Origin of the sequence: Pseudoalteromonas sp. 2CM41L (assembly GCF_023161905.1) — a bacterium.
Taxonomy (GTDB): Bacteria; Pseudomonadota; Gammaproteobacteria; order Enterobacterales; family Alteromonadaceae; genus Pseudoalteromonas; species Pseudoalteromonas atlantica.
This window is the reverse complement of the sequence record NZ_JALNTN010000022.1, coordinates 31,055-43,084: the sequence shown is the minus strand read 5'-3', so window position 1 is coordinate 43,084 and position 12,030 is coordinate 31,055. Positions and strand designations below refer to the sequence as shown.

The window sequence follows — 12,030 nt, the reverse complement described above, 5'->3', positions numbered from 1 at the left end:
CCTTTACCATTACGCAGTTTTGCGTAATAAGCCTTGCTTCTTCAGATACACTAATAATAGCGAAATCGCCGCTGGGGTGATACCAGAAATACGAGAAGCTTGGCCAATAGTGTCTGGACGCGCATCCGTTAGCTTAGCAACTACCTCGTTTGATAAACCCGATACCGTTGAGTAATCGAACTCTTTAGGCAAAATGGTTTCTTCATGACGAAGCTGTTTATTGATCTCATCTTGCTGGCGCGCAATGTAGCCTGCGTATTTAGTATGGATCTCAACTTGTTCAAGTGCAGCTTGGTTTGTAAACTCAGATCCTAGCCCATCAATAGCCATTAAATCGTCGTAACGAATTTCTGGACGACGAAGTAGATCCTCTAAACTTGCTTCACGAGTAAGCGGTGTTTTTAATAAGGCGTTTACTTGATCAACCACAGCATGATCTTTATGGATCCAGGTTTCTTTAATACGCTGTTTCTCTTTTTCGATCACTTCCATTTTTTCGTTAAATGCCTGCCAGCGCTCATCGTTAACTAAACCAAGTTCACGGCCTTTTTCTGTTAAGCGAATATCAGCGTTATCTTCACGCAATAATAAACGGTATTCCGCACGGCTAGTAAACATACGGTACGGTTCTTTTGTACCAAGCGTTGCTAAGTCGTCTATCAGTACGCCCACATACGCTTCATCACGACGTGGAGTCCATGCATCTTTGCCTTGTACTTGTAAAGCGGCGTTCATGCCGGCAATTAAACCTTGTGCACCGGCTTCTTCGTAACCAGTAGTACCATTTATTTGGCCTGCAAAAAATAATCCGTCTATAAACTTGGTTTCTAATGACTGTTTTAAATCACGCGGGTCAAAGAAATCATATTCAATAGCATAACCAGGGCGACAAATATGTGCGTTTTCAAAACCATCTATCGATTGCACTATTTGTAACTGCACATCAAAAGGTAAGCTGGTTGAAATACCGTTAGGGTAAAGCTCGTACGATGTTAAACCTTCAGGCTCTACAAATATTTGGTGCTTGTCTTTATCAGCAAAGCGCACAATTTTATCTTCTATTGAAGGGCAGTAACGTGGTCCTATACCTTCAATTACGCCAGAGTACATAGGCGAGCGATGTAAATTGTTACGAATAACCTCATGGGTTTTTTCGTTTGTGTAGGTGATATAACACGGTATTTGCTGTGGGTGATCGCTTTGTTTACCAATAAACGAAAATACTGGTGTGGGCGCATCACCTGGTTGTTCTTGCATCTTGCTAAAATCAACTGTACGGGCATCAATACGTGGTGGAGTACCTGTTTTTAAACGGTCTACTCTAAAAGGTAACTCACGTAAACGATCAGCAAGTGCAATTGAAGGGGGATCGCCTGCACGACCACCTTTAAAATTCTCTAAACCAATATGTATTTGGCCACCTAAGAAAGTACCTACGGTTAATACAACACTAGGTGCGCTAAAACGTAATCCCATTTGGGTTACTACGCCAACAACTTTGTCGTTTTCAACGATAAGATCATCACACGATTGTTGAAATATTTTTAGGTTTTCTTGGTTTTGTAATGTGTTTTGAATTGCAGCTTTGTACAAAGCGCGATCAGCTTGTGCTCGAGTTGCACGAACAGCAGGTCCCTTTGAAGAATTTAAGGTACGAAATTGAATACCGCCTTTATCAATAGCCTGTGCCATAGCACCGCCTAGCGCATCAATTTCTTTAACCAAATGGCCTTTGCCTATGCCACCAATTGCAGGGTTGCAAGACATTTGACCAAGTGTATCCATATTATGAGTTAGCAGCAGGGTATTCATCCCCATACGTGCAGCAGCCAATGAGGCTTCAGTGCCTGCATGTCCACCACCTACTACGATAACGTCAAACTTTTCGTGAAAAATCATTAATGGGATCCTACTTAATCAAACCAGTAAACTTCAAAAGGGAGCGTATTCTACCTAGAAATTAGCAGAAGATAAATGATTAAACAGTGGGCAAGATCTAAGTCACTGATCACTTATAATATAAAGGATCTTTTAAAGAGATCTTTTAATACTATTACTACTAGTGATCGGGTTTTCTGTTGATAAGCTCTATTTATTCATTTAAAACATAAAATTAGATCAGATCTAAAGGTGTTAATATGATCGGATCATCAGGCAAATAAGCTCTGATCAAAAAGGGGGTTTATACACAGCCCAATATCGATTGGATCTTATCCCATGGATAAGCATGCTTAAAAACGCAGTTTGATCAGCGGTTATCCACAAAAGCTATTAAATTATTAGTAAATTGTGGGTAACTTTGTTTATGCATTTTAATCGATCACATTACTTTAATTGTGTTTTCTCTATCCACGAATCTAACCACTCTAGGGCGGTATCTTCGGGTAATGCCTCATCAAGAATATTTAATTCAAGCCTTGGCGCTATGCATGTTGCGCCAAGGCTTGCCATTAAACTATTTATATTACGCCCAGCAAGGTTATAGGTGTCGTAGCTGGTATCGCCTAAGCCAATGACTGAATATTTAATTGCAGATAAGTCACTTTGCTGATTTAGCTGCTCAATAAATGGTAAAAGGTTGTCGGGGTAATCGCCCGCGCCATAGGTCGATGTGCATATAAGCCAGATTGTATTGTGTTGATCAATATCAGATAAATTAGGTTGATCATGTAGTTCAGCACTTATACCTTGGTTATTTAACTCATCACATAGTTGTTCTGCTACATATTCTGCAGATCCCATTTGACTACCAACGATTATATTTACAGAACTCATATTTAAACTGATCACACATTACTTATTTGCCCGCTATGATAACTGAGTTAGGCTTGCAGTAAAGAAAACCTTTGTAATTTTGTATAACTATTTTTGAGTTGTTTTTGCTCTTTGTTGTAATTACTTATATAAGTTACTGAATATAAATGAATTAACAAAAACTATTTAAATGTAATCTTCTGATCAAGTTGTTGATAAGGTTGGGGAAAGCTCTGCTTAACTAGTATGTTTTGTAGATCTAAATAAAGCTAAGTCATTGATTTTTTATTATAAGTGAGGCCACCAGCCCACGTTTTTATATAGCTAAGCTGTTGTTGATCATAATGTGGATAGTAATCTTGTTGATAACTTAAAAAGGCGATCAAAAATAATTTTTAAAAACGATCCGATTAAGCAGATCTGCCCTAAAAAAGTGAAATTAAGTGTAATAAACCACGTTTTTTTATAGATCGTGACTGTTTAAGCTTATAAATGTGTCGCTATTTTAGATTTATTAGCCATAAAGTAGACGATTGTGGATAACCTTTTTTAATTAGTCTTATTATTTTTCAAGTTCAGCGAGAAGTTTTGCTGGTGGATCAATTAAAAACGAGGGCGTTGGCCTTAATAGTACCGGTTACTTTTGCTTATAAATTCATAAACTGTAGTTAAAACGATCTACTTAAGGATGCTTTTTAGCGGCATATTGGTACTTTTTTAAGCTATATCGAGCGCCAATTACGCGCTTAACGTGGTGTATTTTTATACTGTAAGAGATTACAGAGGTGAGTTGAATACGCTAAAATCAGGCGCGTTTTTATTTAACTTTAGCCCCATTTTAGCTTTTTAAATTTTTATACCGGGCATAAAAAAGGGCACTAATGTGCCCTAAAGTAAGTGTTATTTTATGCTGCTTTAGCGAGTTATTTACCAATACAGAATGAGCTAAATATTTTGCCTAGTAGGTCGTCTGAGGTAAATTCACCGGTTATTTCGTTTAAGTACTGCTGCGTTAAGCGTAGCTCTTCGGCTAATATTTCGCCGGCTACGTGCATTTCTAACTGCGTTTTACCAGTATCTAAGTGATAGGCCGCATGTTCAAGTGCATCTAAATGGCGGCGGCGCGCCATAAATCCACCTTCTGTTGCGCCCTGAAAGCCAATACAAGCTTTTAAGTGGTCGCGTACAAGCTCAATACCTTGCGCATTTTTAGCGCTTAAACTAATTACTGGGTATTGTTGGTTTTCATCCATACCTACTGCATCGCCCGATAAATCGGCTTTATTTCTGATAACGGTAACCCCCATTCCTTGCGGTAACTTTGCCATAAACTCAGGCCAAATTGCGTGTGGGTCTGTGTCGGTGGTGTCGGTGCCATCAAGCATAAACAACACGCGATCAGCTTGATTTATTTCATCCCACGCGCGCTCTATTCCTATTTGTTCAACGCGGTCTGGGCTTTCACGTAGACCTGCGGTATCGATAATATGCAGTGGCATACCATCAATATGAATGTGCTCACGTAGTACGTCGCGAGTAGTACCGGCTATTTCGGTTACTATGGCGGCTTCGCGGCCTGCTAGGGCATTAAGTAGGCTTGATTTACCCGCATTAGGGCGCCCTGCGATAACAACGCGCATACCTTCGCGCATAATACTGCCTTGCTTAGCTTGGCTCGTTACTGTGTGTAATTGACTGATAATGGCATCTAAATCGCCCGATACTTTGCCATCGGATAAAAAGTCAATTTCCTCATCAGGGAAGTCAATGGCTGCCTCTACATACATACGTAAATGAATAACTTTTTCTACTAGGGTTTCAATGTGTTTAGAAAACTCACCTTGTAGCGACTGTAGGGCGCTTTTAGCTGCTTGCTCTGAGGTTGCATTAATTAAATCGCTAATAGCCTCTGCTTGGGTTAAATCAAGCTTGTCGTTCATAAAGGCGCGCTCAGAAAACTCACCAGGCTTAGCTAAGCGAACGCCTTCTATTTGGCTAATTTCTTTTAATAGCATGTCGAGTACAACAGGGCCGCCGTGACCTTGCAGTTCAAGTACGTCTTCGCCGGTAAATGAATTTGGGCCTGCAAAATAAATAGCGATACCTTGGTCGAGTTGCTCGCCGCTTAAACTTTTAAAAGGAACGTAGTCGGCATAGCGAAGCTTAGGTACTTTACCTATTATTTTTTCGGCCACGCTTTTCGCAAGGCTGCCAGAAACCCGAATTATACCTACGCCACCACGCCCAGGGGCGGTCGCTTGTGCTGCAATTGTGTCTTGATTGATCATGCTATTTATTTGCCAACGAGAGTAACTTTAATGGCGCTATTGTAACCTATGCATTTATTGGTAGCGAATAGCTGTGGTAAAAAATAGGCAATAAAAAAGGCGACCTAAGTCGCCTTTATATGAGTAGCCGTTAAGCTAGCCTCTTACTTTTATACCTTGCTTTTCCATGCCACGGTAGATGATAAGCATCTGGACAATAGAAATAAGGTTAGACACTAACCAGTAAAGTACTAAACCAGATGGGAACCATAAGAAGAATACAGAGAAGATAACCGGCATAAAGGTCATCATTTTTTGCTGCATTGGGTCGGTAACCGTCATTGGTTGTAGTTTTTGCGTCACAAACATACTTGCACCAAATAATATTGGTAATACGTAGTATGGGTCTTTTGTAGAAAGGTCAGTTAGCCAAAGAATGAACTCTGCATGGCGCAGCTCTGTTGATTCTAAGAATACGTAAAATAGTGCTAAGAAAATTGGCATTTGTAGCAAAATAGGGAAACAGCCACCCATAGGGTTAACTTTTTCTTTTTTGTACATTTCCATAGTAGCTTGGCCGAACTTTTGACGGTCATCACCATATTTTTCTTTTAGGGCAGCCATTTTAGGCTGAAGGGCACGCATTTTAGCCATTGACGTGTATTGCGCTTTAGTCAGTGGGTACATTAACGATTTAACGATAATAGTGATGGCAATAATAGCGACACCCCAGTTACCTAAAATGCTGTGTAACCATTTAAGAAGTACAAATAAAGGCTGCGAAATAAACCATAACCAACCGTAATCTACAGTTAAGTCTAAATCTGGGTGAATCGCTTCAAGAATATCTGACTCTTTAGGGCCCATGTAGTAAGTCGCATTAAGAGTTTGCTCGCTGCCGGCTTGTACATTTATAGGCGCTGCTTTTGTACCAATAATAGCGGCATTACTTTTAGTAATTAAGCTGTAAAGCGTGTGTGTTTCGTCTTGCTTAGGTACCCATGCACTTACAAAGTAATGCTGAATAAATGCAACGTAACCGCCTTGGGTGTTTTTATTTAAGTTTTTGTCAGCCATATCTGAAAAGCTGTATTTTTCGTACGACTCTTCATCAGTACCGTAAGCTGCACCTAAATAGTTTTGATCTACTAAGCTGCCTTTTTCTTGTACGGTACGCTTAATTTGCGTGTATAGCTGTACTTGCACTGGCGCACTTGTAGCATTATTTACTGTGTACTCTAGGCCTACATCGTATTGACCTTTTTTAAATACGTATGTTTTAGTGAAGCTAACGCCATTACTATCAACATAGGTAAGTGGTACACGTAGCTCATCACCGCTTAGCGTGTAGGCTTTTTGCGTTGCTTGGTAAGTAGGGCGACCATTCGCTGATGCGTCTGGGCCATTTAAACCAATTAAACCACTTTGTGAGAAGTATTGATTGCCATCAAACTCGCCTAGAAGCATAAATGGTGTTTCTTCACCTTTTACTTCTTCATATTCGAGTAAGTCTGCTTCAACAATGTCACCGCCTTTGGTGTCTATTTTTACTTTGAAAACGTCAGTCGTAATGTCAATAACTGAACGCTTAGCAGCGGTAGCCGAAGCAGGTAAACCTGAATCTGACGATGACGGTATATAATCATCTGACTCTGGTGACGTTGTGTTTAGTGTTTGTGTAGTGGCACTAGGATCGGCTTTAGGAGTGTTGTAGTCATTATTCCATTCTTGAAATAATAAAAACGACACTAACATTAAACCGATTAATAAAAACGTGCGTTGCGATTCCATAACAGCTCTTATTTCTCGTGTTGGTGGTTAATACGGGTTAATTTTTCAGGAACGGGGTCTTCTCCGCCTGAATGTAAAGGATGGCATTTTAATATGCGTTTAAGTGCTAACCAACTCCCTTTTACAAATCCATGCAAATTAATTGCTTGAATAGCGTAATGAGAGCAGCTTGGATTAAAACGACAATGCGGGCCTAGTAGTGGGCTTATCCACATTTGATAACCGCGGATAAATAACACTAAACAACGCTTTGGAATAGCAACAAGTGGTTTAAGTAACCTCATGGTGTTTATACCCCTGCGTATATTTAGTGAATAGATACCATGTATTTAAAGGCTCAATTAGAGATTTTAAACGCATGATTAAAAGGTGAGCTAAAGATACCCTAATTAACCCTGCAATTCTATTGCTATCGGGTTTGTTTATTAGATTTAGCTGATTTGTTTGGGCGTTTTTTAAAAGGTGGTGGTTTAGGTGCACCAGGTTTGCAGCGTTCATTTATTTTACGCCACAGCTTTGTAAGTTGTTTGGTTATTTCTTCGTTAGACTGCTCATCAATACCACTTTTTACCATAAGCACAATATCGATATTATCGATGGTGTGTTGATTTAAACGAAAACTTTCGCGAGCGAGTCGTTTAATACGGTTTCGTTGGCATGCCTTTTTTACACGTTTTTTAGCAACAGTGAGTCCTAACCTAGGTTTATCTTGGTCATTAGGTTTAGCTAAAAGAGTAAATAAAGGAGTTGCAGCCCGAGCGGGTTCATTAAATATGCGAGAGTAATGCGAGGGAGTTAACAGACGTAACTCCCTGCCAAAGCTAAAGTCTTCCACTTATATATTAAGCAGAAAGAACTTTGCGGCCTTTAGCGCGGCGACGTGCTAATACTTTACGGCCATTTACAGTTGCCATGCGAGCACGGAAGCCGTGTGCACGTTTGCGTTTTAAAACGCTAGGTTGAAAAGTTCTTTTCATAACAATCTCATCCGATCGGTTAAAGTTAAAACATCCTATGCAGGTCGCGATCCTGGCACAGGTGCCATTGCGAGCGCGAGATATTATAGATTAAGCACTTTAAAGTCAATCATAATTGCGCTGTAAACACCGTGTTTATTACATTTTTTGTACGCTGGCTTGATATTTATGGATTAATTTTAAAGCAAAATGGTCTGCTTTTGCGCAAAAAGGCGAATTAATGGCCGAGTGTGACTAAAAGAATGTGGATCGTAATAAAGTAGGGTGATCAACTAGGATCATCATAATTAAGAAGTTTTCCACAGCTGGTGTTTAAAAAGTGAATAAAAGCATGGGAAAACTCATTTAGATCGTAAAATTGGTTCGCGATCTCAGTGTGTTTTTGTTATGATCTGTTATCAGGCTTTAAAATAAAAGTCGCTATAAATCAGTCTGTTAAGATATTTATACACTGATATCAACAATTTTATAAAAATCAATCTTTTACTTGTGGATAAAGTGCCTTCATAATACCCGGTCTTGGGTCGGGTAGCTGGCCAATTGAACGCAATAAATGTATGATTTTTAATCATTATTGATGTGCGGGAATAAAAATTATACCTCTGGGAGTTTAACTGTGTATCTGTCGGTTTGGCAAAGTTGTTTATATGTATTGCAAGATGAGTTGCCTTCGCAACAATTCAGTATGTGGGTAAGACCACTACAAGCAGAAAGTACCGAAGATACCTTAACGATTTACGCACCTAATCGCTTTGTTCTTGATTGGGTAAGAGAAAAGTATTTAAACCGTATTAATGAGTTACTGGTAGAAATTTGTGGTGATGAAGCGCCCGAATTACGTTTTGATGTAGGTAGTAAACCACTACTAAATACTCAAGCGGCGGCGCCAAGTGTTGAAGCCCCTGCATCACCTAGTTCACAGGCACCTGCTAAACAGCAACCTGTAGAACAAAAAGCAGCAGTAGAGCCTGCGCCTAAATCAGGCTATAAATCTAATATAAAAGATAACTATACCTTTGACAGCTTTGTTGAGGGTAAATCTAACCAGCTAGCAAAAGCGGCTGCAACACAAGTTGCAGATAACCCTGGCTCTGCCTTTAACCCAGTATTTATTTACGGTGGCACAGGCTTAGGTAAAACTCACTTATTACATGCAGTAGGTAATGGCATTATGGCTAACAAGCCCGATGCTAAAATTGTTTACATGCATTCTGAGCGTTTTGTGCAAGACATGGTAAAAGCACTACAAAATAACGCCATTGAAGAATTTAAACGTTATTACCGTAGTGTTGATGCGCTAATGATTGATGATATTCAATTTTTTGCTAATAAAGAGCGCTCACAAGAAGAGTTTTTTCATACCTTTAATGCATTATTAGAAGGTAATCAGCAAATTATTTTAACCTCTGACCGCTACCCAAAAGAAATTGAGGGTGTAGAAGACAGGCTTAAATCACGATTTGGTTGGGGTTTAACGATTGCTATAGAGCCGCCAGAGCTTGAAACGCGTGTTGCCATTTTGATGAAAAAAGCGCAGCAGAGTAAAATTAATTTACCGCACGAAGTCGCTTTTTTTATCGCTAAAAAATTACGCTCAAACGTACGTGAATTAGAAGGCGCGCTTAACCGTGTAATAGCTAATGCTAATTTTACCGGACGCCCAATTTCTATCGACTTTGTAAAAGAAGCGCTGCGCGATTTATTGGCACTGCAAGATAAGCTTGTCACTATAGACAACATACAGCGCACTGTGGCTGAGTATTACAGAATACGTGTGTCAGATCTGTTATCTAAGCGCCGCAGCCGCTCTATCGCGAGGCCGCGTCAGGTAGCTATGGCATTATCTAAAGAATTAACTAATCACAGCTTACCTGAGATTGGTGACGCATTTGGTGGACGTGACCACACCACGGTATTACATGCGTGTAGAAAGGTTAAATCACTTCGTGATGAAAGCCACGAAATAAAAGAAGATTATCAAAATTTAATAAGAACGTTGTCATCTTAGGGCTGACTTTATTATGCAAATAACCATTTCAAGAGAACAATTTTTAAAGCCATTAGTGCAAGTATCGGGTGCGATTGAACGTAAACATACGTTACCTATATTATCTAATGTATTGTTAGTGGTAGAAAACGGGCAACTTTCAATGACAGGCACAGACCTTGAAATTGAACTAGTTGCAGGTGTTTTTGTTGGTGATGATATTGCCGATACAAAGTTAACGCTACCTGCTAAAAAATTACTCGATATTTGTAAAAGCCTGCCTGATGGTTCTGAGCTTACATTGAGCTTACAAGAGCACCAACTGCTTTTAACTAGTGGTAAAAGCCGCTTTTCACTTACTACACTTGCCGCGGAAGACTTTCCTAATTTAGAGCAGTGGGATGGCGAGGTTGAGTTTCAGCTAACGCGTTTAGAGTTACGTAAGTTACTTGAAAGCACACATTTTTCAATGGCTAACCAAGACGTTCGTTATTACTTAAATGGCATGTCGTTTGAAGTAGATAATAGCGACATAAAAACAGTGGCCACCGATGGCCACCGTTTGGCAATAGCGCAAAAAGAATTAGGCCAATCGTTAAATACGCAGCGCCAATTAATAATACCGCGCAAAGGTGTGCAAGAAATTATGCGCCTTATGGTTGCCGATGAAGAATTAGTTACTATTCAATTTGGCGCTAACCATATTCGTATTATCGATGTGGAATTTACTTTTACTAGTAAGTTAGTGGATGGCCGCTTCCCTGATTATCGCCGCGTATTACCGCGTGGTGGAGATAAAGTAATTACCGCTAACCGTGAATGGTTACGTAACGCGTTTCAACGTGTGTCTATTTTATCTAACGAAAAATTTAGAGGTGTGCGTTTAAACCTTGCAAATGGCTTACTTAAAATTACGGCTAATAACCCTGAGCAAGAAGAGGCTGAGGAAATAGTAGAAGTAATGTATGAGGGTGATGAGCTAGAAATTGGTTTTAATGTATCGTATGTATTAGATGTACTTAATACATTAAAAACAGAAGATGTACTATTTACATTAGCAGATTCAAACAGCAGTGCGCTTATTGAAGGTGCGGGCGATGAAGAAGCAATGTACGTGGTTATGCCTATGCGATTATAAGATACCCATTATAAATGAGTTTAAGTCACTTGAGCCTCAAGTATTTTCGTAATATTGAGGCACTGACGCTAGAACCAGTCAACGGCGTTAATATAATTTATGGTGAAAACGGCAGCGGAAAAACCAGCCTTTTAGAGGCTATTTATTACCTTTCTCACGGCAAATCTTTTCGAACACCTAAACATAAAAGTATTATTCAACATCAGCAAGATCAGTTTGTAATACATGGCCGCAAAGCGCTACACGACTTGTCTATTCCTATTGGGATTAGTAAAACCCAAAGTGGTGAAACTAATTTAAAAATACAAGGCAAAGCCAGCAGAAAAATCTCTGAACTTGCGCAGTTAATGCCTGTGCAAATTATTACACCCGAAAGCTATTCATTGTTTTTTGGTGGCCCAAAAGAGCGACGTAAGTTTTTAGATTTGGGTTTGTTCCACGTGGAACATGAGTTTTTTTATTTATGGCAATCGTTTAATAAAGTGCTTAAACAACGCAATGCATTATTAAAAAGTAAGCCAAAGAATTATTTTGACCAAATTAGGTTTTGGGACAAAGAATTTGTTAGACTGGCAGAACAAATAAATAAATTAAGAATGGCGTATATAAGTAGGTTTAAGCAGCAGTTTTTTGATAAAATGTGTGCAGAATTAACGCTTATACGCGATTTAGAAATCAACTTTAATGCAGGCTGGAAAGACAGTGAGTCTTTGAGTGATGCATTAGAGCAAAACTTTGAGCGAGACGCTCGCCAAGGTTTTACAAGTAAAGGCCCTCATAAGGCCGATTTTAGTTTTAGTGTCGCTGGCAACAGCGTAGAGAATACGTTTTCACGCGGTCAATTGAAGTTATTGCTTTATGCGTTAAAAGTAACGCAAAATAGTTTAATTGAGTCAGAGACAGATAAGCAATCTATATTGCTAATAGATGATCTACCTTCAGAGTTAGGCGAAGATACAAAAGAGAAAGTGGGTCAATTATTGGCTCATTGCAGTTCTCAAATTTTTATTTCTTCAATTTTGTCTGAAAGTATTTCTGCTGTGGTGGAACCCATGCAACGAGAACTACAAATGTTCCACGTGAAACATGGCAACCTAATAACAAGATAAGTGGGAT

At 39.4% G+C, this 12,030-nt stretch carries 10 protein-coding genes; 3 read left to right on the top strand and 7 right to left on the bottom strand.

Annotated elements, in window-relative coordinates:
- Positions 1-9: 9 nt before the first annotated feature.
- The 7 genes from mnmG to rpmH form a co-directional block, all read right to left on the bottom strand.
- Positions 10-1,899: a tRNA uridine-5-carboxymethylaminomethyl(34) synthesis enzyme MnmG gene (gene mnmG / locus MTF64_RS18660; protein WP_054983815.1), complete on the bottom strand. Its 1,890-nt coding sequence runs from the start codon at positions 1,897-1,899 to the stop codon at positions 10-12.
- 426 nt (positions 1,900-2,325) lie between these two features.
- A complete protein-coding gene (gene mioC, locus MTF64_RS18655) occupies positions 2,326-2,775 on the bottom strand; it encodes an FMN-binding protein MioC (RefSeq protein ID WP_024032128.1) in 450 nt (149 codons plus the stop codon).
- Between the two features lie 902 nt (positions 2,776-3,677).
- Entirely contained in the window at positions 3,678-5,042 is a 1,365-nt protein-coding gene (gene mnmE / locus MTF64_RS18650; protein WP_004588063.1) for a tRNA uridine-5-carboxymethylaminomethyl(34) synthesis GTPase MnmE, read from the bottom strand.
- A 135-nt stretch (positions 5,043-5,177) separates the two neighbouring features.
- Positions 5,178-6,812, bottom strand: a complete 1,635-nt coding sequence (gene yidC / locus MTF64_RS18645) for a membrane protein insertase YidC (RefSeq protein ID WP_248452304.1) — start codon at positions 6,810-6,812, stop codon at positions 5,178-5,180.
- 8 nt (positions 6,813-6,820) lie between these two features.
- A complete protein-coding gene (yidD, locus tag MTF64_RS18640; RefSeq protein ID WP_004588061.1) occupies positions 6,821-7,096 on the bottom strand; it encodes a membrane protein insertion efficiency factor YidD in 276 nt (91 codons plus the stop codon).
- 125 nt (positions 7,097-7,221) lie between these two features.
- Positions 7,222-7,647: a ribonuclease P protein component gene (rnpA, locus tag MTF64_RS18635; protein WP_029772813.1), complete on the bottom strand. Its 426-nt coding sequence runs from the start codon at positions 7,645-7,647 to the stop codon at positions 7,222-7,224.
- Positions 7,648-7,654: 7 nt separating this feature from the next.
- Positions 7,655-7,789 (bottom strand): 50S ribosomal protein L34, encoded by a 135-nt coding sequence (gene rpmH, locus MTF64_RS18630; RefSeq protein WP_004335215.1) that lies wholly within the window; start codon positions 7,787-7,789, stop codon positions 7,655-7,657.
- Positions 7,790-8,405: 616 nt separating this feature from the next.
- On the opposite strand from rpmH, the gene dnaA reads away from it, so the two are divergent.
- Genes dnaA through recF form a run of 3 tightly spaced genes read left to right on the top strand, consistent with a single transcriptional unit; the run spans position 8,406 to position 12,023 of the window.
- A complete protein-coding gene (gene dnaA, locus MTF64_RS18625; RefSeq protein ID WP_004588059.1) occupies positions 8,406-9,797 on the top strand; it encodes a chromosomal replication initiator protein DnaA in 1,392 nt (463 codons plus the stop codon).
- A gap of 13 nt (positions 9,798-9,810) precedes the next feature.
- Positions 9,811-10,914, top strand: a complete 1,104-nt coding sequence (gene dnaN, locus MTF64_RS18620) for a DNA polymerase III subunit beta (RefSeq protein ID WP_029772814.1) — start codon at positions 9,811-9,813, stop codon at positions 10,912-10,914.
- 14 nt (positions 10,915-10,928) lie between these two features.
- A complete protein-coding gene (recF, locus tag MTF64_RS18615; RefSeq protein ID WP_024032132.1) occupies positions 10,929-12,023 on the top strand; it encodes a DNA replication/repair protein RecF in 1,095 nt (364 codons plus the stop codon).
- Positions 12,024-12,030 lie beyond the last annotated feature (7 nt).

Bases quoted from the DNA above. Each gene is read 5' to 3' on its own strand.
- mnmG (WP_054983815.1), bottom strand. From the start codon at position 1,899: ATGATTTTTCACGAAAAGTTTGACGTTATCGTAGTAGGTGGTGGACAT.
- mioC (WP_024032128.1), bottom strand. From the start codon at position 2,775: ATGAGTTCTGTAAATATAATCGTTGGTAGTCAAATGGGATCTGCAGAA.
- mnmE (WP_004588063.1), bottom strand. From the start codon at position 5,042: ATGATCAATCAAGACACAATTGCAGCACAAGCGACCGCCCCTGGGCGT.
- yidC (WP_248452304.1), bottom strand. From the start codon at position 6,812: ATGGAATCGCAACGCACGTTTTTATTAATCGGTTTAATGTTAGTGTCG.
- yidD (WP_004588061.1), bottom strand. From the start codon at position 7,096: ATGAGGTTACTTAAACCACTTGTTGCTATTCCAAAGCGTTGTTTAGTG.
- rpmH (WP_004335215.1), bottom strand. From the start codon at position 7,789: ATGAAAAGAACTTTTCAACCTAGCGTTTTAAAACGCAAACGTGCACAC.
- dnaN (WP_029772814.1), top strand. From the start codon at position 9,811: ATGCAAATAACCATTTCAAGAGAACAATTTTTAAAGCCATTAGTGCAA.
- recF (WP_024032132.1), top strand. From the start codon at position 10,929: ATGAGTTTAAGTCACTTGAGCCTCAAGTATTTTCGTAATATTGAGGCA.